We start from the raw sequence: 21,783 nt of genomic DNA, 5'->3' as shown, positions 1-21,783 counted from the left end.
AAAGCCCGGCGGAATATCTCCGCCGGGCTTTTTTGATTAACTGCGATCTTTTTTCTTCGGAGCGCGTTTTTCGAAAGGCTTGTCTTTTTTGCCTTCGAACTTCCCCGGTCCGTCACCGGCAGGCCGTGGCTTTTTCCATGGCTTGTCGTCGGTGCGGCGCTCGCCTGCACCTGCTGGCTTGGCGGTGAATTTCTTTTGAGCCTTGACCGGGCGGGTGTCTTCACGGCTGGCGCCGGTCATTTCCGGCTTGCCGTCCATCGCCTTGACGCGGATGCCCTTTTCCAGCGCCATGTCCTTGCCGAGTGCGGATGTGAAACGGTCCACCGCATCGGCGGTCAGTTCCACATAGGTTTCCGTCTGCTGCATACGAATCGCGCCAATGTCCTGACGGGTCAGCTTGCCGAAGCGGCACAGCATCGGGATCAGCCAGCGTGGCTCGGCATTCTGCTTGCGGCCAACCGAAAGCGTGAACCATGCGCTGTCGGCAAAGTCCGAACGCTCGCGGCGTGGTTCATTGTTTTCGACGTGCTCGAAGCCCTCGCGGCGCGGTTTGCGGCTGCCATCGAGCGAAACTTCGGCAATGTCTTCCGGTGCGGAACGGCCCGCGTGGTAGAGACGCACAAAAGCGGCAGCAACCTTTTCGGCGCCGTGCTGTTCCAGAAGCTTGTTGACGAAATCGCGCTCGTCATCGCTGACATTTTCGTTCAGCGATGCATCGGCCAGAAGGCGTGTGCCATCCCGCTCGGTGATTTCTTCAACGGATGGCGGACGAACCCAGGCGGGGCTGACCTTTGCACCTTCGAGAAGGCGTTCCGCCTTGCGGCGCTGGCTCATCGGCACCACGATGGCGCTGATGCCCTTCTGTCCGGCCCGGCCCGTGCGGCCGGAACGGTGCAGCAATGTGTCGGAGTTGGTTGGCAGATCGGCGTGGATGACCAATTCAAGACCCGGCAAGTCGATACCTCGGGCCGCAACGTCCGTTGCCACGCACACGCGGGCACGGCCATCACGCATGGCCTGAAGGGCGTGTGTCCGCTCGTTCTGGCTGAGTTCACCAGACAGCGCCACGACCGAGAAACCACGGTTGTTCAGGCGTGCGGTCAAATGGTTGACGGCGGCGCGTGTCGAGCAGAACACGATGGCATTGCGGGCTTCATAATAGCGCAGCGCATTGATGATGGCGTTTTCGCGGTCGGACGGGGAAACCAGCATGGCGCGGTATTCGATATCGACGTGCTGCTTCTGCTCGGATGTCGTTGCAACGCGCACGGCGTTTTTCTGGTAGCTTTCGGCCAGTTTCGCAATGCTGCGCGATACCGTTGCCGAGAACATCAGCGTGCGGCGTTCGGCAGGCGATTCTTCCAGAATGAATTCCAGATCTTCGCGGAAACCAAGGTCCAGCATCTCGTCGGCTTCATCCAGCACCACGGCGCGGATGGACGACAGATCGAGCGCCTTACGCTTGATATGATCGCAAAGACGGCCGGGTGTGCCAACGATGATGTGCGCACCGCGCTCCAGCGTGCGGCGCTCGGCACGAATGTCCATGCCGCCAACGCAGGACGCGATGGAAACACCGGTAAACTCGTACAGCCACTCCAGCTCGCGCTTGACCTGCATGGCAAGTTCGCGGGTTGGGGCAATGGCGATGCCCAAAGGTGCACCGGCTGGGCCAAAACGACCGTTCTTCTGAAGAAGTGTCGGCGCAATCGCGATGCCAAATGCAACGGTCTTGCCGGAGCCGGTTTGCGCGGAAACCAGCGCATCGGCATCCGCCAGTTCCGGTGCAAGCATAGCCTTCTGCACAGGCGTCAAATCTTTGTAACCGCGTTTTTCCAACGCCTGTGCAATCGCCGGGGCGATACCCTGGGTGTCTGTCATCTACCGTCTTTCGGATATTGGGCTGCCTGCATCCGCTCGAAACCATTAAATTATAAGGGTCATAAAGCAGCCGATACGGGCCATTTCGGCCATTCAGCCAGTTGAATTGACGCGCTCTTACTGTGAATAAGGGCGTTTGTACAGACCAATGCGGTACGCTTGCGTCATTGTGACGTGCTTGTGCACGGCATGGCCTGTTTCAAAAGGCGTACCGCATGGTTCATAAACGGCATTGCGTGCACCTCGCCTTTTCGTTATGAGACCCGCAACTTGAGGCCTTTCGTTTAGAAAGTGCCGACTGGGTTGTGCTCTTGTCCACTGTTTTTTGTGGCAAATTGGGATGGTACTGGTCAAAACTATGGCTCGCATTGTCATGAAATTCGGCGGCACGTCCGTCGCAAACCTAGAACGCATTCATAATGTCGCACGGCATGTGAAACGCGAAGTGGATGCTGGCCATGAAGTGGCCGTTGTCGTATCCGCCATGTCCGGAAAAACCAACGAGCTTGTGGACTGGGTTCAGAACACGCCGAAGGTTGCCGGTTCCAGTGGTGGTGCCGCCTCATTTTATGATGCGCGGGAATATGATGCCATCGTCGCGTCCGGTGAACAGGTCACATCAGGTCTTCTGGCCATTGCCCTGCAATCTTTGGGCGTCAATGCGCGCTCATGGCAGGGCTGGCAGATCCCCATCCGCACGGACAACGCCCATGGCGCGGCCCGCATTCTGGACATTGATGGCAGCGATATCATTCGCCGCATGGGCGAAGGCCAGGTTGCGGTCGTTGCCGGTTTCCAGGGTCTTGGGCCAGATAATCGTATTGCCACGCTCGGTCGCGGCGGCTCCGATACCTCTGCCGTTGCCATCGCCGCTGCCGTGAAGGCAGACCGTTGCGATATCTACACGGACGTGGACGGTGTTTACACCACCGACCCGCGCATCGTGCCAAAGGCGCGCCGCCTGAAGAAGATCGCGTTCGAAGAAATGCTTGAAATGGCGTCTCTGGGCGCAAAAGTCTTGCAGGTCCGCTCGGTCGAGCTTGCCATGGTGCACAAGGTTCGTACCTTCGTGCGCTCCAGTTTTGAAGATCCCGATGCTCCGGGCATGGGTGACCTTATCAATCCGCCCGGTACTTTGATTTGTGACGAGGATGAAATCGTGGAACAGGAAGTCGTAACCGGCATCGCCTATGCCAAGGATGAAGCACAGATTTCGCTGCGCCGCCTCGCGGACCGGCCCGGTGTTTCCGCCGCCATTTTCGGACCGCTGGCCGAAGCGCATATCAACGTCGATATGATCGTGCAGAACATCTCCGAAGATGGTTCGCGCACCGACATGACCTTTACCGTTCCCTCGGGCGATGTCGCCAAGGCGATCAAGGTGTTGGACGACAACAAGACGCAAATCGGTTTTGACGTCGTTCAGAACGAAACCGGCCTTGCCAAAGTGTCGGTCATCGGCATCGGTATGCGCAGCCACGCGGGCGTTGCCGCCAGCGCGTTCAAGGCGCTTGCCGAAAAGAATATCAACATCAAGGCCATCACAACGTCGGAAATCAAGATTTCCATCCTTATTGATGGTGCTTATGCGGAACTTGCAGTTCGCACTTTGCATTCTGCTTACGGTCTGGATAAGAGTTGATTCTGTAATCTCGTTACACGCCATCCGATTCTACGGGCGTTGTGTCCTGATGTTGCGTCGACTGCGCATCCATGCCTTGCGGCTTGCTGTGCAGGCGCTATAGTTTTTGATCGATCCTTTCACGCGGATCATGTCGTTCCGCGTGTTACAGTGTCAGGGAGCACACGCGATGAGAGACCTTTCCGCAGGTCCGCGCGTCCTGCTCAAGCGGCTTCGCGAGATGATGGCGGAGCACCTTGAGCCGCAGGAGCGCCTCGACCAGATTGTTCGGCAAATTGCCAGCAACATGGTCGCAGAAGTGTGTTCCGTTTATGTGCTGCGTTCCGACAGTGTCCTGGAGCTTTACGCCACCGAAGGTTTGAACAAGGACGCGGTGCATCTTGCCCAGTTGAAAATGGGGCAAGGTCTTGTCGGCACCATTGCCGCATCCGCCCAACCGCTCAATCTTTCCGATGCGCAGGCCCATCCTGCTTTCCGCTATCTCCCTGAAACGGGTGAGGAAATTTATCATTCTTTCCTCGGTGTGCCGATTTTGAGATCCGGTCGCACTCTTGGCGTTCTTGTCGTTCAGAACAAGACCAGCCGAACATACCGGGAGGATGAAGTTGAAGCGCTTGAAACAACCGCGATGCTTATTGCGGAAATCGTGGCGAGCGGTGAATTGAAAAAAATCACCCGCCCCGGTGTGGAGCTGGACCTCACACGGGCCGTCTCCATCGATGGCGACGCCTATGGTGAAGGTATCGGCCTTGGCCATGTCGTGCTGCATGATCCGCGTATTGTCGTTACCAATCTTCTGAACGAAGATGCCGATATGGAAATCCGCCGGCTGGCCGAAGCCATCGGCTCCCTGCGCCTGTCCATCGATGACATGCTTCAGCGCCGTGATGTCGCAACGGAAGGTGAGCACCGCGAGGTGCTGGAAACCTACCGCATGTTTGCGCATGACCAGGGCTGGGTGCGCCGCATGGAAGAGGCCATTCGCAATGGTCTGACGGCAGAAGCGGCGGTCGAAAAGGTTCAGAGCGACACCAAGGCGCGCATGATGCGCCTGACCGACCCCTATCTGCGTGAGCGGATGCATGATTTCGATGATCTGGCCAACCGCCTGCTGCGCCAGCTGATCGGGTATGGCGGTCGCCCGCCGGAAGAAGACTTTCCGGCAGATGCCATCGTTCTGGCGCGCGCCATGGGTGCCGCCGAACTTTTGGATTATCCGCGTGAAAAGCTGCGTGGTCTGGTGCTGGAAGACGGCGCGGTCACAAGCCACGTCGTCATCGTCGCACGCGCCATGGGCATTCCCATCATCGGGCAGGCGGCAGGCATCGTCGCCCTGGCCGAAAACAACGATCCTATCATCATCGATGGTGATGATGGACAGGTGCATCTGCGCCCTGTCATCGATCTTCAGCGCGCCTATGAGGAAAAGGTTCGGCTGCGTGCCAAGCGTCAGGAACAGTTCCGTGCGCTTCGCGATGTCGAGCCGATCACCAAAGATGGCGTGAAAGTCGATCTGAAAATGAATGCCGGCCTGCTGGTAGATTTGCCGCAGCTCGAAGAATCCGGCGCGGATGGCATCGGCCTGTTCCGCACCGAACTGCAATTCATGATCGCCTCCAATATGCCCAAGGGCGAGGAGCAGGAAGCCTTTTATCGCAGCGTTCTGCGCAACGCCAAGGGCAAGCCTGTCACCTTCCGCACGCTGGATATCGGCGGCGATAAGGTCGTGTCCTATATGCGCGGTCAGGAAGAGGAAAACCCGGCGCTGGGCTGGCGCGCCATTCGCCTGTCACTGGACCGTCCGGGCCTGATGCGCACCCAGATGCGTGCCCTTTTGCGCGCGGCGTCGGGTGCGGAACTGCGCATCATGCTGCCGATGATTACCGAGGTTGGCGAAATCCGTGCGGCGCGGGAACTGTTGCAAAAGGAAGTGCAGCACCTGTCCAAGTTCGGCCATTCCCTGCCGCGCAAGCTGCAATTTGGCGCCATGCTGGAGGTGCCAGCCTTGATGTGGCAGCTGGATGAGTTGATGGCCGAGGTCGATTTTGTGTCGGTCGGGTCCAACGATCTGTTCCAGTTCACCATGGCGGTGGACCGTGGCAATGCGCGTGTGTCGGATCGTTTCGACAATCTCGGCAAACCGTTTCTGCGCATTCTGCGCGATATCGTTCGCGCCGGTGCCCGCAACAACACGCAGGTCACGCTCTGCGGTGAAATGGCCAGCAAACCACTGTCGGCCATGGCGCTGATCGGGCTTGGTTTCCGCTCCATTTCCATGTCGCCCACCGCAATCGGCCCGGTGAAGGCCATGCTTTTGGGGCTGGATGTGGCAACGCTGGCAGATGATTTGAACGCGGCGCTGGACGATTACAAATCCCTGGAAAGCACGCGGCAACTGCTTTTGCGCTATGCGGCGACCAATTCCATCCCTATTTGAACAATAACAACACCAGCAATTGGAGTACGTGACAGGTGGCGAAGCTTCCCGTCGAAAAAATGCGTGAGCTTGAGCGGCGTTTCGGTGAAATCGAAGCGCGCATGTCGGCTGGCCCTGCCGCCGATGTTTATGTAAAGCTGGCGTCAGAATATTCGGAACTCCAGCCCGTCGTGGAAAAAATCCGCGAATACGAAAAGGCACTGGCCGAAGCTGCGGATCTGGAGGCACTTCTGGCCGACAAGTCCACCGACAAGGACATGCGTGATCTGGCCGAAGCCGAGTTGCCGGAGATTTATTCCAGCATCGAGGCGCTGGAAAAGGACATGCAAATCCTGCTGCTGCCGAAAGATGCAGCCGACGAGAAGAGCGCCATCGTCGAAATCCGCGCTGGCACGGGCGGTTCGGAAGCGGCCCTTTTTGCCGGTGACCTTTTCCGCATGTATGAGCGTTTTTCCAGCGCCAAGGGCTGGAAAGTGGAAGTCCTGTCGTCCAGCGAAGGCGAAGCGGGCGGTTTCAAGGAAATCATCGCCACCATCACCGGGCGCGGCGTGTTTTCCAAACTGAAATTCGAATCTGGCGTCCACCGCGTGCAGCGCGTGCCGGATACCGAGGCCAGCGGCCGCATTCACACCTCGGCGGCGACGGTCGCCGTTTTGCCGGAAGCCGAAGACATCGACATCGAAATCCGCCCGGAGGATATCCGTATCGATACGATGCGCGCATCCGGAGCAGGCGGCCAGCACGTCAACACCACCGACTCTGCTGTCCGCATCACCCACCTGCCCACCGGCCTCATCGTCACATCTTCAGAAAAATCCCAGCACCAGAACCGCGCCAAGGCCATGCAGGTTCTGCGCTCGCGCCTTTACGATATCGAGCGGCAAAAGGTCGATAGCGAACGCTCCGCCGACCGCAAAAGCCAGGTCGGCTCCGGCGATCGGTCAGAGCGCATTCGCACCTATAACTTCCCGCAGGGCCGCGTCACCGATCACCGCATCAACCTCACGCTGTACAAGCTCGACCGCATGATCGAAGGCGATATCGATGAGATGGTCGACGCGCTGATTGCCGATTATCAGGCAGGCCAGCTGGCCCAACTTGGCGAGCGCCATTGAGCCAGCCTGATGTCCAAACCCTCGTCGCTGAGATCCGCAAACGTCTGGAAAGCGCCGGCGTTGCCGATCCGCTGATCGACGCGCGGCTGTTGATCGGTGGGGTCATCGGCTTTTCGCTGACGGATTTCGTGCTGAACGGCACGCGCCCCGTCACCGATGACGAGGCCGCGCAAATCGAAACCATGGTCACCCGCCGCGAAAAGGGTGAACCCGTTCACCGCATTCTCGGCCACCGCGAATTCTATGGCCTCGACCTTTTGCTGTCGCCCGGCACGCTGGAACCAAGGCCGGATACCGAAGTGCTGGTCGACGCCTTGTTGCCGCAGCTGCGGCGAATCATCGCGCACAAAGGCCATGCCCGCATTCTCGATATGGGCATCGGTACGGGCGCGATTTGCCTGGCGCTTTTGCACGAATGTCCGCAGGCATCAGGCGTCGGCAGCGATATCGCAGCCGATGCCATGAACACGGCGCGCAAAAACGCGGAGCGCCATGGTCTTCAGGATCGTTTTGAAACCATAGAAAGCAACTGGTTCGCGCATATTTCGGGCCGCTTCGACATAATCGTGTCAAATCCGCCCTATATAAGAAGCGAAGTCATTGAAAAGCTTGACCGTGACGTGCGGGACTTTGATCCCATTGCCGCACTGGATGGCGGAAAAGACGGTCTTTTGCCGTATAGGGCCATTGCCGAAAAAGCGGCGGATTTCCTGAATGATAGCGGTGTTATCGGGCTCGAAATCGGCTACGATCAGAAGGCGGATGTCACCGCCATATTTGCGGCCCAAGGCTATGTTTGCGTTGAAGCCATAAAAGATTACGGCGGCAATGATCGTGCTTTGATCTTTTGCAAATAAATGAGGCCGCACCATCTGTGTTTTGTTCAAGGATATTCTGCAAAGCAAAAGAAAAGGCTTGGATTTCCGCAGGAAGCGGGATAGTTTGCGGGCACATGTCGGGTGGCTGAAGGCGAATTTGAGATTCGTCAGGGTTTGGATCGGTCCCGAAACGGGTTCTTTTGAGAGCCCCCAAAGGCTGGGCGTTTCCGGCATGTGAATCAGTAAACTTTTTATCGCAGGCGGCTCGATGCAGCATTTGCGCATCTGGTCGGTATACGCGAGGTTTTGTCCCAAGAGGGCGAAATGCGTGATGGGAGCATTTTCGGAAAATCGCCTTTTGGCGTCCCTTCCGAAACTGGATCGAAACAACGAGAATTGTCGGCGCGACAGAATTCAGGTGAGCAATTGATGAGGCCAGGACAGCAAAACAAGCGCGGCCGAGGGCGTGGTAGCAACAATAATAACAACAATAACAATGGTGGTGGTGGAAATAATAATAATTTCAACCGCAAGGGCGGTAACCCGCTGACCAGATCCTATGACAGTTCCGGCCCCGATGTTAAAATCCGCGGCACGGCCCAGCACATAGCGGAAAAATACACGACGCTGGCCCGTGATGCGCAAAGCTCCGGCGACCGTATCATGGCTGAAAACTATTTGCAGCACGCGGAACACTACAACCGTATCATCGCATCGGCTCAGGCTCAGATGCAGGAACGTTTCCAGCGCGATGAGCGCGGCGAATTCCAGAATGACCGTGACGGCGATGATATCGACGGCGATGACAACGATGACGGCTTTGTAAACGCCGCGCCCGTTGCGCAACAGGATTATTCCGAGCAGCAGCGCCCGCAGCGTCAGGAACGCCAAGAGCGTCAGGACCAGCCGGAACGACAGGAGCGTCAGGAACGCCAGCCACGGGAAGGTCAGGATCGCCCAGAGCGTCAGGATCGGAACGAACGCCGCGACCGTCGCGACCGCCCACCCCGGCAGGAGCGTCAGCCCCGCGAAGCGCAGGACGAGAATGCTCCCGTGCTTGTCAACGCACCCGTGGCTGTGCCAGTCACCGTCCCTGTTTACGATGCAAGTTCCGCACCGCAGCCTGTTATTGAAGGCACGCCGAAAGAGGTTGCTGTCGAAGAAGAAGCACAGGTTGGTTCGGCTCCTTCGGAGCGCGCCCCCCGCCGCCCCCGCAGCACCAGCCCCCGTCCCCGCCGCCCCCGCCGCACGGCAGGCAGCGAAGAGGGTGAAGCTGCACCGGAAGGCACAGAAGGAAGCGAAGCCGCAACTCTGGAAAACGCTGCGGAATAACGCGGTTCGTTTTATGGGTCTGAGAGACAAAAACCCCGGTTCGCCGGGGTTTTTTCGTTTTGGGGGAGGGGTGGTGGTGTTCTGGGCTAGCATCGAGCAAGACTTGGCATCTCACTTTCTTTCCCACCTCATCCATCATCCTGAGCTTGTCGAAGGAGAGGCGGGAGCGAAGCGACCCTCGAAGGACGAGGGATGCGGAACGCAAGTGCGCCAACCAACCGATGCTTCGAGGCTTTGCCCTTCGGCCAAAGCACCTCAGCATGAGGATGGAGGGTAAGGCACGCCCATCAAAATTCCCACTGTCACAAAAATATAAAATAAAATCAATGCTTTATAAGATAAAATCACGTAATATAAAATTTTCGCAACTTTCTCCACACGCTCCAAACCTGAGAGATAATACCCCTGTTCCGCCTTCGGATACACCGCAAGGCGTTGCGGCGAGGCGGGATCGGTGCTGGCGGTGAAGGGGTTACGCAAACCTTCACCGCCGGGGCCGGGCAGCAAATCCCCCCGGCGGCAACGGGAGGAGGATGACGCCGGTTGCGGACCGGCTGGCGTTGTCTTCCCGATGCCCGACCTGGCCGCATCGACCCGAAGATCGCTTGATCTTCGGAAAGTACGATGCGCAACCAGGAAGTCCGCCGCCGGGTGTACCGACAGCTCATCGTCTTGTGGTCGAACGCGACCATCGGGTGAGAGGCGAAAGTCAGGCGGTACACAGGAACACGCTGCATCTGCCCCGCACCGTAGCGATACGGCGCGGACGGATCGCAAGGACGACCCGCAGCCGTTGGTGCAGCGGGACGTCTTTGCGAAAAACGGATCGATCCTCCCGCCCCTTGATTATCGGCGCGGGAGCAAATCGAAGGCAGATGGGGCCGAACTGGCAGGCGGTGTTCTGGAAACAGGATATTGCCACCCGGATGGGAAGGGTTGGACCTTGGCTATGTCCGACCGGTTCTCCGGCAAGGTTTTCCCTTCGCCCTCCGGGATTGCCAGCCATGGCAAGTGGATTGCTGTCCGGCAACAACAGCCGAGCGGGGCGCTGAGAGGTGCCATTTTATACTACCCAACGAGGCAACTTTCTGCGCCCCGTCCGACATACCATGGCCGATCAGGCGATGGACACTGAATGAAGATCACACCACGGGCAGACGCTGCCGCGTGAACGGCGAAGCTTGGGGACGAGTTGGCCGGGATTTTTGACAGGATTGGATTTGCGGTTGAGTGCGTAGCCGGATGCTTCGAGGGCGCTGCGCGCCACCTCAGCATGAGGGTGGAGGGTGTGGCGAGGAATGCAACGGTGACAGGCAGAGCTAACGGCGGGGAGTGCAACGTAACGGCAACGGGTGCGACAGTAGTAACCCTCATCCTGAGGCGGGAGCGAAGCGACCCTCGAAGGACGAGGGTTGCGGGACGCAAGTGCGCCAACCAACGGATGCTTCGAGGCTTTGCCCTTCGGCCAAAGCACCTCAGCATGAGGGTGGAGGGTGTGGCGAGGAGTGCAACGGTGACAGCCCGAGGGTGTGGCTCATCCCCCTCTGCTTTGCCGGGCATCTCCCCCATAGGTCGGGAGATCGGCTAGAGGTCACCATCTCGCCCATCTTGAACGTTGCGAATAAAGCGAAAAGCGTGCCACTTGCTAATCTCCCCACCTGTGGGGGAGATGCCCGGCAGGGCAGAGGGGGGCGAGCTTTCTCCGGCGCTGGCGATTTCTCCCCACCCAAACCCGCCGACTTAAAAATCAACACGCCCTCACCATCCACCTCTTTAAACCAGCAAAATTCCATACCATATCAAGTCCATCAGAGCGGGATGCGCGGTGACAAGCCAAACCTCCCACTCAAGGCGGTCACTGCACCTTCAAAATGCAAAGATCGCAGCGGGGCTTGCCGCTTCAGGGAGCCTCAACCCTAACATTCCGTGCTGTGCCGAAAACGGGCAGGGCGGTACAAGGAGTTTTGAGAATGAACATTGAAAAATATTCCGAGCGCGTCCGTGGATTTTTACAGTCTGCGCAGACCTATGCGCTTGCCGAGAATCATCAGCAGTTTGCTGCCGAGCATGTGCTGAAAGTCCTTCTGGACGATGATCAGGGCATGGCTGCGGCCCTCATCGAGCGTGCCGGTGGCAATGCCAAGGAAGCGCGGCTTGCCAATGATGCCGCCCTTGCAAAATTGCCGAAAGTCACCGGCGGCAATGGCGGCCTTTCGTTGACCGCACCGCTTGCCAAGGTGTTTTCAACCGCCGAAGACGTCTCCAAAAAGGCTGGCGATAGTTTCGTCACCGTGGAGCGGCTGTTGCAGGCGCTGGCCATTGAAACCTCTGCCTCCACCTCTGCTTCGCTCAAAAAAGCAGGCGTGACCGCACAGGCGCTCAATCAGGTCATCAACGACATCCGTAAAGGCCGCACCGCAGATGGTGCCAATGCCGAGCAGGGTTTTGATGCGCTGAAGAAATATGCGCGTGACCTGACGGCAGAAGCCCGCGATGGACGCTTGGACCCGGTGATCGGTCGTGACGACGAAATTCGTCGTACGATCCAAGTCCTTTCGCGCCGCACCAAGAACAACCCCGTGCTGATCGGTGAGCCGGGCGTCGGTAAAACGGCGATAGCCGAAGGTCTGGCGCTCCGCATCATCAATGGTGATGTGCCAGAAAGCCTGAAAGACAAAAAGCTGATGGCGCTCGACATGGGTGCCTTGATCGCCGGTGCGAAATATCGCGGTGAGTTCGAAGAGCGTCTGAAGGCCGTTCTGAATGAAGTTCAGGCGGAAGCCGGCGGCATTGTGCTGTTCATCGATGAGATGCACACGCTGGTCGGCGCCGGTAAAGCCGATGGCGCGATGGATGCGTCCAACCTGCTCAAGCCCGCTTTGGCGCGCGGTGAGTTGCACTGCGTTGGTGCCACCACGCTGGATGAATATCGCAAGCATGTGGAAAAAGACCCGGCATTGGCGCGTCGTTTTCAGCCGGTTCTGGTCAGTGAGCCGACCGTCGAAGACACGATTTCCATTCTGCGCGGCTTGAAGGAAAAATACGAGCAGCACCACAAGGTCCGCATTTCGGATTCGGCTCTGGTGGCCGCTGCGACCCTGTCCAACCGCTATATCACCGACCGCTTTTTGCCGGATAAGGCCATCGACCTGATGGACGAGGCCGCCTCGCGTTTGCGGATGCAGGTGGATAGCAAGCCGGAAGAACTGGACGAACTGGATCGCCGTATCATCCAGCTCAAAATCGAGCGTGAAGCCTTGAAGCAGGAGACCGATGTGTCGTCGGCAGACCGGCTGAAAAAGCTTGAGGACGAGCTGACCGACACGGAAGAAAAGGCTGATGCGCTGACGGCCCGCTGGCAGGCGGAAAAGCAGAAGCTCGGCCTTGCCGCAGACCTCAAGGGACGGCTGGATGAAGCCCGCAACGAGTTGGCAACGGCCCAGCGCAACGGCCAGTTTCAGCGTGCCGGTGAGTTGACCTATGGCATCATCCCCGGTCTGGAAAAGGAACTGGCGTCTGCTGAAGAGCATGATAGCAGCGGTGCCGGTTCCATGGTTCAGGAAGTGGTGACGGCGGATAATATCGCCCATATCGTGTCGCGCTGGACCGGCATTCCGGTCGATAAAATGCTGGAAGGCCAGCGCGAAAAGCTGCTGCGCATGGAAGACGATCTGGCCAAGTCCGTTGTCGGGCAGGGCGAGGCGGTTCAGGCCGTGTCGAAAGCGGTTCGCCGTTCCCGCGCAGGTTTGCAGGATCCGAACCGGCCCATCGGCTCGTTCATCTTCCTCGGGCCAACCGGTGTGGGCAAGACCGAGCTGACCAAGGCATTGGCGCGTTTTCTGTTTGACGACGATACGGCCATGGTCCGCCTCGACATGTCTGAATATATGGAAAAACACTCCGTTGCCCGGTTGATCGGCGCGCCTCCTGGCTATGTCGGTTATGAGGAAGGTGGAGCGTTGACGGAGGCCATTCGCCGCCGTCCCTACCAGGTCGTATTGTTCGACGAGATCGAAAAAGCGCATCCGGATGTCTTCAACGTCCTGTTGCAGGTGCTGGATGATGGCCGTTTGACCGATGGTCAGGGCCGCACTGTCGATTTCAAGAACACCATCATCATCATGACCTCGAACCTCGGTTCCGAGTTCTTGACGCAGATGGGCGATAATGACGATGTGGCTTCGGTGCGTGAGATCGTGATGGAGCGGGTGCGGGCGCATTTCCGGCCTGAATTCCTCAACCGTATCGACGACATCATCCTGTTCCATCGCCTGCATCGCAATGAGATGGGTGCCATCGTCGATATCCAGCTTGAGCGCCTTTTGTCCTTGCTCAGCGATCGCAAGATCCAGCTGGAACTGGACGAGGATGCGCGCAACTGGCTGGCCGACAAGGGGTATGACCCCGCTTACGGCGCACGTCCGCTGAAGCGCGTCATCCAGAAATCGGTTCAGGATCGCCTTGCCGAAATGATTCTCGGTGGCGAAATCCCCGATGGTTCGCGCGTCAAGGTGACGTCAGGCACGGATAGGCTGCTGTTCAAGGTCAAGCCGTTGCGGCCTGACATCGAAACCGCCGACGCGGCATAATGAAACAGAAAGGGCTCCAGCGATGGAGCCCTTTTCATTCCGGCCTAGCGTTTAAGCATAGGCATGGGATGCTTTAATCGCAGCTATGTCGAGGAACGCTCGATAAGCCTGCCGCGCAAACGGGCAGAGTGCTTCGTCGCTTGACCGCCAATCATGTCCAGAATCCGCCCGATCATCTGGTCACGCGGCTGTTCGTAGGTGGTCAGCGCATAACTCGGAGCGGCTGCCAGCGGTATGTTATCAAATCCGACGAAGGCCATATCCTGTGGAACGCGCATTCCGAATTCCGAGCGTGCCACATCCATCGCGCCGACCGCCAGGACGTCGTTTTCGCACATGATAATATCCGGACGCAGCATGGCCGGCGTCCGGTTCAAAAAGCAACGCATGGCGTCGGCACCAGACTCCACCCGGTAGCTGCCGGCCATGATGGTTGTGACGACTTCGACGTTACGGCTTGCCCAGGACTGCTGGAAATACAGGGCACGCCCCAATCCCAATTGAAGGGTTTCCGTGCCGGACAGGAAGGCCGGGCGCTTGTATCCCTTGCCGGCCAGGTGCTCGACGATCTCCTTCATCGCCTGCTCGGAATCGCAGAGCACGGACGGTACATCGGGAAACTGGCCTTCCCGCGCCAGGACATAGAGCGGAGGCAGATGCTCGCCCATCTGCATATCCTTGATGATCTCGTCACGAAATGCCGTATCAAAAAGAACGATGGCATCCAATTGGCGCTGCGCGGCATCCAGTACTGCGCTGACATGGTTGAAGTTCGAGTTGAGGTTGATGAGGACCGTCACCAGGCCGCGTTCCTGAGCTTCCTCGGTGAAGCGTTCCAGAAACGACCACTTATAAGGATTGGAGAAGTCGTCCACCAAAATGCCGATTTGCTGCGTGCGGTTGGTGGCCAGGCTGCGGGCTAGAAGGTTCGGCCGGTAATTCAGCACTTTTGCGGCCTCTTCGACCTTTACCCGCTTTTCCGAAGACACCGAGGCGCCTTCCCTGAACGTCCGGATGACGATCCACTTTGACACTCCAGCCAAATCCGCAACATCTTTTGCGGTAACGACCTTCCGCATCACAACCTCAATTCAGAATAAAAAATCCATTTCACAATAAAATGGAATGCAACCTTGATTTTCGTGCCTGATCGGATATTTTGCAAGCGTATGCCACCGGTGGCAAAACGAGGAATTGGGGTTTTTCACCGGTTGAGGCAGCTTTGGAGGAGCAAACAATGAAATCCGTTTTGAAAACACTCATGCTGGGCGCTGCACTGCTCGGTTCTGTCGCGCCACTGTCATTTGCAAACGCACAGGACACGCGAATCATCGTTGTGAGCCATGGTCAGGCCAACGATCCATTCTGGTCTGTCGTCAAAAATGGCGTAAACGCAGCCGCCGAAGACACCAAGGTATCGGTCGATTACCGTGCGCCGGAAACCTTCGACATGGTGGCCATGGGCCAGTTGATCGATGCAGCCGTCAATCAGAAGCCGGCTGGCCTGGTGGTGTCCATTCCCGACGCTTCCGCGCTCTCGCCGTCTATCAAGCGTGCAGTTGATGCCGGAATTCCGGTGATTTCCATGAATTCGGGATCGGACGTCGCCAAATCGCTTGGTGCGCTACTCCATGTCGGCCAGGACGAATACACTGCCGGCAAGGTCGCAGGCGATAAGCTCAGGGAAATGGGCGGCAAGAACGGCCTTTGTGTCAATCATGAAGTTGGCAACGTATCTCTCGATGAGCGGTGCAGGGGCTTTGCCGACGGCTTCCGCGGGCAAGTTGCCGTCCTTCCGGTCAGCAATGACCCGACCGAGGTACAGGCCAAGGTCAAAGCCGCACTGAGCTCGAACCAGGCCATCGATACGCTCATCGCCCTTGGTGCAGGCACGAGCGGAGAACCGTCTCTGACCGCCGTGGCAGAAGCCGGCAAGACCGGTAAGATCCACGTCGCCACCTTCGACCTTTCTGCTGGCTTCCTCAAGGCGGTGGATGCGGGCGAAGCCTCATTCGCGATCGATCAGCAACAGTTCCTTCAGGGCTACCTCCCCGTCGTGTTTCTGGCCAACTACGCCAAATACGGCCTCATTCCTGGCGGCGACGTGCCGTCTGGTCCGAACCTGATCACCAAGGAAAAGGCTGCTCAAGCCATCGAACTGTCTGCAAAGGGCATTCGCTGATCCACATCCGAACCGAATGACTGTCCCTCCTTTCCCCGCGTCATCGCGGGGGGAGGGCGCTCGCGACCGAAGACCTGTCTTCGATCCCCCGTTTCCCATGGGAGGAACCATGACCATGACCGAACAACATATCATCCCAACGCTAAAGGCCGACGAGCGGATGAAGCAGGTGAGTTTTCTCACACAATTGATGCGCCGCCCCGAACTGGGGGCCGTGGCGGGTCTTATCCTCATAACCGCTTTCTTTTTTGTCACCGCAGACCGCACGATGTTTTCCCTGGCCGGTCTAATGACTGTTCTGGCGCCAGCTTCGCAGCTGGGTATCCTGGCGATTGCCGCAGCCTTGCTGATGATCGGCGGTGAATTTGACCTCTCGATCGGTTCGATGGTTGCCTTTTCCGGACTAATCTTTGGCGTGGCCCTGACCAACTTCGGGCAGCCGCTCTGGATTGCTATTCTGGTGACTCTGGCCTTTGCGGCATTGATGGGTGCGATCAACGGTCAGATCGTCATCCGCACACGGCTCCCTTCCTTTATCGTGACCCTTGCCTTTCTGTTCATCCTGCGCGGCCTTACCCTTGTCGGCCTGAAATGGGCCACGGGCGGCTCCACGCAACTTCGCGGTATCGATCAATTTGTCGGCAACAGCTATCTCAAGGGTGTTTTTTCGGGCCAGGCATTCCAAGGTGTTTTCTTGTGGCTTGCCAAGCATGACCTGATCGACAAGTTCGACAATGGCGTGCCCAAGGTCACGGGCGTGCCGGTCTCGGTGATCTGGTTCGTGCTGTTGGCCGGGCTGACCACATGGGTTCTGCTGCGCACCCAAGTCGGCAACTGGATATTCGCCGTGGGTGGCGATCCCGTTGCCGCCCGCAATTCCGGTGTACCGGTCGATACTGTGAAGACAAGCCTTTTTGCCCTGACCGCCTGCGCTGCAACGCTCGTCGCCATCATCACCGTGCTGGACGCCGGATCGACGGACGCCCGCCGCGGCTTCCAGAAGGAATTCGAGGCGATCATCGCGGCGGTCATCGGCGGCAGCCTTTTGACCGGCGGCTACGGTTCGGCCATCGGCGCTTTCTTTGGTGCGATCATCTTCGGCACTGTTTCCATCGGCCTGACCTACACGAAATTCGATTCCGACTGGTTCCAGGTGTTCCTCGGTGCCATGCTGCTGATCGCAGTCCTCTTCAACAACTTCATCCGCCGCAAAGTCACAGGGGTGCGCTGATCATGGTTTCTACAACGAATGACTCCAACACCCCCATCATCGACGTCAGCAATATCGTCAAGCACTACGGCTCCGTCATTGCGCTGTCGGGCGTATCCATGCAGGTCTCAAAGGGGGAAGTCCTCTGCCTTCTGGGTGACAATGGCGCCGGCAAGTCGACGCTGATCAAGACGCTTTCCGGCGTGGTGAAGCCCTCCGGAGGCAACTTCCTCGTTGAAGGCAAGCCCGTGTCGTTCGACAGTCCTCGCGACGCGCTGGATGCTGGTATCGCCACGGTCTATCAGGACTTGGCTATGATTCCGCTCATGTCGATCACGCGCAACTTCTTCATGGGGCGCGAGAAGATGAAGGGCGTCTTCCCCCTCCGCCGGCTCGACCTCAAGCATTGCGATGACGTGACGCGCGCGGAGATGGCGAAGATCGGTATTGACATCCGAGATCCCAATCAGGCTGTCGGCACCTTGTCGGGTGGTGAGCGCCAATGCGTGGCGATTGCACGCGCCGTATATTTCGGTGCCAAGGTCCTGATCCTTGATGAACCGACATCCGCATTGGGCGTCGCACAGACGTCCATGGTGCTGAAATATATCCATCAGGTCCAGCAGAAGGGGTTGGGCGTGATCTTCATTACCCACAACGTGCGCCATGCCTACGCGGTCGGCAATCGCTTCACCATCCTGAACCGGGGAAAGACGCTCGGCACGTTCAAGAAGGATGAAATCGACATCGACGCTTTGCAAAACCTGATGGCTGGCGGCAAGGAACTTCAATCGCTGTCTGCCGAGCTTGGCGGGACCATCTGATCGCTCAAGGGGTGCGGGCAACAGCCGCGCCCGGTTCAACACACTCAACGGGGGAAACGACGTGAAAAAACTTGGCGTTGGCCTGATCGGCACGGGTTATATGGGCAAGTGCCATGCGCTGGCATGGAATGCCGTGGCGGCCACTTTCGGCACCGGACTGCGTCCGCAGCTGGTTCATCTCGGTGAGATTTCCGACGACTTGGCCAGGCAACGCGCAGACGAGTTTGGATTCGAGAGACATTCCGGCGACTGGAGGGCGGTGATCGCCGATCCAGAGGTCGATATTGTGTCGATCACCTCACCAAACCAATTCCACATAGAGATGGCGATTGCCGCCTTTAAGGCAGGCAAGCATGTTTGGTGCGAAAAACCCATGGCAACGAAGCTCGTCGATGCGCAGGCTATGCAGACGGCTGCGAAAAGTGCCGGCACATTGGCCGTTCTCGGCTACAACTATATCCAAAGCCCGGCGATCCGCCAGATCGAAGCCTTGGTCAAGGATGGCCGCATCGGCCGCGTCACCCATGTTCGCATAGAGATGGACGAGGACTTCATGGCGGCCCCCGACATGCCGTTTTCCTTCAAGCATCGTGCCGAATCCGGCTACGGGGCCTTGGACGACTTTGCCGTTCACCCGTTGTCGCTTCTTCACACGATCGTCGGCCTTCCCGTCGAAGTGATCGTCGATATGGCCAAGCCGTCGGAAATGTTGAAGGATGGACAGGGTGAAGACAGGCTGATTGAAACTCACGACATCGCCTCCGCCTTGTTGCGCTTTGATGGCGGGCTGACAGGGATACTGGCGGTCAATCGCTCGGCTTGGGGCCGCAAGGGCCGGATCGCTTTGCAGATTTTGGGCACGGAAGGCTCAATCCTGTTCGATCAGGAGCGCGCCAACGAGTTTCAGCTTTACCTACGAAACGACCCTGGGGACATACAGGGCTTCCGGACCATTTTGATCGCCCCGACCCACGCGCCCTACAACCATTTTCTGCCCGCGCCAGGCCACGGCCTCGGCTTTAATGACCTCAAGGTCATTGAAGCGCATGAAATCATCAAGGCACTGGAAGGCGACACTGCGAGGCTGATCGATTTTGATCAAGGCCTGAAGATCGAGACCGTCGTTCATGCGATGGCGAGATCGCGTCACGACAATGCCTGGGTAAAAATCGGAAGAGAGAGCTGAGCTAAACGGATTTGCGGCGACCAGCTGGAACGCCGCAAGGCCAGTGGACGCAATGGCCAGTAAAGCCGCGGGCGAGGGAACGCGGCGCGTGCCATCATGTCATCTTTATCCAGAAGCCATAGTTCGCAGCATCAAACCAGACGAATGTGCAAAGGATATCGCACAGGCGGGATATGCTGCCGTCAAACGTCAAAGGCTCTAGCGGCTGGCAACCTGATCCGGCTTGGCGTCGATGTTCAGCAGCGTATCGATGCGGCGTCTCTCATCTGAAAATCGTGCCAGTGCTTCGCCCGAAAGAGATTTTCCACCCGGCAAACGCACCTTCATGGCATCGACCTTGGTGCCGTTGACGATCAGCTCATAGTGAAGATGTGCACCGGTCGAAAGGCCCGTCGAGCCCACATACCCAATGACCTGACCCTGCGTCACGCGCGCACCCTCGGTCACACCTTTGGCAATGGCGTTTTGGTGATTGTAAGACGATACATAACCATTCGCATGGCGGATCAGCGTCTGGTTGCCATAACCGGAAGCCCAACCCGCCTTTTCGACCACACCATTACCCGTCGCGATAATCGGCGTGCCGCGCGCCGCCGCCCAATCGGTGCCGGTGTGCATACGGCTGAACCGCAGAACCGGGTGACGGCGCATACCGAAACCGGAGGTCATACGGCCGTTCGGCACGGGATTGCGGATCAGAAACTGGCGAATGCTTTTGCCCTGGCCGTCAAAATAATCGACGCTGCCATCATCGGCGTTCTGGAAACGGTAAAAGCGCGTTTCATTGTCGCCAAACTTGGCATTGACGTAGAGCAACTCGGATTGGTCGGTCGCCTTGCCGTCCGGCCCCTCGACGGAGAAGAACGCCTCCAGCGAATCCGTCGGTTTCAGCTGCGCCTGAAAATCAACGCTGCTGGCAAGAAGTTTGACGAGCTGCGAAACCATGGTCTGGTTCATGCCATAGGTCAAAGCGGCGCGATAAACACCATCATACACACGTGGCAGATCACGGTTTGCGGTCAGCGGCGCGTTGCTGCTGTCAAAAGCGGTGGCAATCGCATCCAGTAATGGCGGCTCGGTGCCTCTGACGAAACGTTTCGTGTCATTCGTTGCCACAGTCACGACATGGCGCGACTTGCGATAAAGGCTGGCACGCACGACATCGCTTTTCTCATCGCTTTGCAAAATGCCAATCCGCAGCACATCACCGGCTTGGACGTCTGACGATCTGTTTTCCGCGCCAAGCGCTGCTGCCGTCTGTTTTGCCTGCTCCTTGGAGTAGCCCGCGCCGAACAGCGCTTCTTCCATCGTCTGAGCCTGACGCACAGGGATCACGTCGTCTGCATATTCCTGAAACTTGATGGTCGCTGCCTGCGGTGTGGAAACAGACATGTTCTGCTCGACGACACGCGCTGAAAGCCCTGCTGTCATGTCCACGTCTTCGGTGGCTTCGAAACGACGCGGATCGATATAATAAAGCGCTGCAAGCTGCTCATTACCGTCGGTCAGCATGGAGCCGTTGGAACGCACTGCCTCCTCAACCTCATCGAAGCTCATTCCACCGGCGTAAGCAAAGGGGCTGTTCTTCGTCGGGAAGGCGACCGTTTTGAGGCTGACCTCCGATTCCACTTCCGAACCATAGATAGTGCCGGTCTTGCTGGCCGCGGGGGAGGCGTCGTCATTTGTCGCGAAGATATTCAGCGGATCAAAGGGAGGATAATCCTCCTGATTGCTGTAATTGGCAGCGAGCGCGATCTTTACATGGGAAAACGGCACCTTGCGCACCACTTCCTTGTCGCCGTCATGAATAACGGTGGACACTTCCATCACGGAACGGTCGGAAGGTCTGGCCGCAATATTGGGTGCCAAGAGCCGTGTACCGCGTCGCACTGTTTCAGACGCATCATGTTCCATATCAGCGCGGGCAAAAGCTTCGGCCGGAATGGCCAGCTGCTGCCGACCATCGAGGGCGGCAAACAAAGCCACGCCCATCAGGATAGAAGAGGTAATACCCGTGAGGAATGTCCCGCTCAGCCAACGCAAGGAGATTTCCCGCCGGTCAGGCGCCCGCCGTCCTTCCGCCAAGATAGGCGGTTCGGTTCCAAGCGAGCGGATCATTTCGCGATCCGTCATCATGCCTGTTGCGACCAGTCGTACATATACTCTCCAGAAAACCTGAGCCGAAGATGTGCAACTTTCATAGTCCTGAGTCAAACACGGGCTTCTCTAAGCACCGCTTTGTACCAAGGCTTATATATGTGCATGCTTCGTTGGTGTCGGAGATATGGGGAAGAGATGTCGAAAACGTGGCGCGTGGCTTGTATGGCGTGTGTCTGGCGTGATTTTGGGGCTTGTTTTGTGGTTTGGATTTTGGGCGGGCGGGGTCATTGACTGCTAATATTCGAAATAAGCTTTTAATATCATATGGTTATGACTTTTCTGTATTTTCTTCAAAAGTGGCTGTTGACTATGTATTGGGTGTAGTTCTATAACCCGCTCACTGAACGAGGGCGGCGGCGCTGCTAGCGACGATGTCCTTCGTTCTAGAGAAAACCGAAGACTGAGCG

14 protein-coding genes are annotated in these 21,783 nt (G+C 57.8%); 10 read left to right on the top strand and 4 right to left on the bottom strand.

The window, feature by feature from the left end; genetic code table 11:
- Window positions 1-36: 36 nt before the first annotated feature.
- Window positions 37-1,881, bottom strand: a complete 1,845-nt coding sequence (locus tag RMR16_RS17355; protein WP_320198562.1) for a DEAD/DEAH box helicase — start codon at window positions 1,879-1,881, stop codon at window positions 37-39.
- Window positions 1,882-2,239: 358 nt separating this feature from the next.
- Here RMR16_RS17355 and RMR16_RS17350 point away from each other — a divergent pair, with 358 nt between their 5' ends.
- The 5 genes from RMR16_RS17350 (at window position 2,240) to RMR16_RS17330 (ending at window position 9,225) form a co-directional block, all read left to right on the top strand.
- Entirely contained in the window at window positions 2,240-3,523 is a 1,284-nt protein-coding gene (locus RMR16_RS17350) for an aspartate kinase (RefSeq protein WP_320198561.1), read from the top strand.
- 169 nt (window positions 3,524-3,692) lie between these two features.
- Window positions 3,693-5,960, top strand: a complete 2,268-nt coding sequence (ptsP, locus tag RMR16_RS17345; RefSeq protein ID WP_320198560.1) for a phosphoenolpyruvate--protein phosphotransferase — start codon at window positions 3,693-3,695, stop codon at window positions 5,958-5,960.
- A 35-nt stretch (window positions 5,961-5,995) separates the two neighbouring features.
- Window positions 5,996-7,075, top strand: a complete 1,080-nt coding sequence (prfA, locus tag RMR16_RS17340) for a peptide chain release factor 1 (protein WP_320198559.1) — start codon at window positions 5,996-5,998, stop codon at window positions 7,073-7,075.
- A complete protein-coding gene (gene prmC / locus RMR16_RS17335) occupies window positions 7,072-7,932 on the top strand; it encodes a peptide chain release factor N(5)-glutamine methyltransferase (RefSeq protein ID WP_320198558.1) in 861 nt (286 codons plus the stop codon). Before prfA ends, prmC begins: the two co-directional genes overlap by 4 nt.
- 390 nt (window positions 7,933-8,322) lie before the next feature.
- Window positions 8,323-9,225, top strand: a complete 903-nt coding sequence (locus RMR16_RS17330) for a DUF4167 domain-containing protein (RefSeq protein WP_320198557.1) — start codon at window positions 8,323-8,325, stop codon at window positions 9,223-9,225.
- A gap of 255 nt (window positions 9,226-9,480) precedes the next feature.
- Here the strand turns inward: RMR16_RS17330 and RMR16_RS17325 are convergent, their stop codons facing one another.
- Complete coding sequence (locus tag RMR16_RS17325; protein ID WP_432354934.1) at window positions 9,481-9,732, bottom strand: hypothetical protein; 252 nt, start codon at window positions 9,730-9,732, stop codon at window positions 9,481-9,483.
- Between the two features lie 1,463 nt (window positions 9,733-11,195).
- On the opposite strand from RMR16_RS17325, the gene clpB reads away from it, so the two are divergent.
- Window positions 11,196-13,814 carry an ATP-dependent chaperone ClpB gene (clpB, locus tag RMR16_RS17320; protein ID WP_320202236.1) on the top strand — a complete coding sequence of 873 codons (2,619 nt, stop codon included), beginning with the start codon at window positions 11,196-11,198 and terminating at the stop codon, window positions 13,812-13,814.
- 83 nt (window positions 13,815-13,897) lie between these two features.
- On the opposite strand, the gene RMR16_RS17315 is transcribed toward clpB, so the two are convergent.
- Window positions 13,898-14,893: a LacI family DNA-binding transcriptional regulator gene (locus tag RMR16_RS17315; protein WP_320202235.1), complete on the bottom strand. Its 996-nt coding sequence runs from the start codon at window positions 14,891-14,893 to the stop codon at window positions 13,898-13,900.
- A 158-nt stretch (window positions 14,894-15,051) separates the two neighbouring features.
- Here RMR16_RS17315 and RMR16_RS17310 point away from each other — a divergent pair, with 158 nt between their 5' ends.
- The 4 genes from RMR16_RS17310 to RMR16_RS17295 all read left to right on the top strand — a co-directional run bounded on the left by RMR16_RS17310 (window position 15,052) and on the right by RMR16_RS17295 (window position 19,216).
- Window positions 15,052-15,996: a sugar ABC transporter substrate-binding protein gene (locus RMR16_RS17310; protein WP_320202234.1), complete on the top strand. Its 945-nt coding sequence runs from the start codon at window positions 15,052-15,054 to the stop codon at window positions 15,994-15,996.
- Window positions 15,997-16,105: 109 nt separating this feature from the next.
- A complete protein-coding gene (locus RMR16_RS17305) occupies window positions 16,106-17,227 on the top strand; it encodes an ABC transporter permease (protein WP_413786061.1) in 1,122 nt (373 codons plus the stop codon).
- Window positions 17,228-17,229: 2 nt separating this feature from the next.
- Complete coding sequence (locus RMR16_RS17300) at window positions 17,230-18,030, top strand: ATP-binding cassette domain-containing protein (RefSeq protein WP_320202232.1); 801 nt, start codon at window positions 17,230-17,232, stop codon at window positions 18,028-18,030.
- Window positions 18,031-18,091: 61 nt separating this feature from the next.
- Entirely contained in the window at window positions 18,092-19,216 is a 1,125-nt protein-coding gene (locus RMR16_RS17295) for a Gfo/Idh/MocA family protein (protein WP_320202231.1), read from the top strand.
- Between the two features lie 198 nt (window positions 19,217-19,414).
- Here RMR16_RS17295 and RMR16_RS17290 read toward each other — a convergent pair whose 3' ends face one another.
- Window positions 19,415-21,352 carry a M23 family metallopeptidase gene (locus tag RMR16_RS17290; RefSeq protein WP_320202230.1) on the bottom strand — a complete coding sequence of 646 codons (1,938 nt, stop codon included), beginning with the start codon at window positions 21,350-21,352 and terminating at the stop codon, window positions 19,415-19,417.
- Window positions 21,353-21,783 lie beyond the last annotated feature (431 nt).

This window comes from Agrobacterium sp. rho-13.3 (assembly GCF_033957765.2).
GTDB lineage: Bacteria > Pseudomonadota > Alphaproteobacteria > Rhizobiales > Rhizobiaceae > Agrobacterium.
The sequence above is the reverse complement of the archived record's forward strand: the minus strand, read 5'-3'. Positions and strand labels throughout refer to the sequence as shown.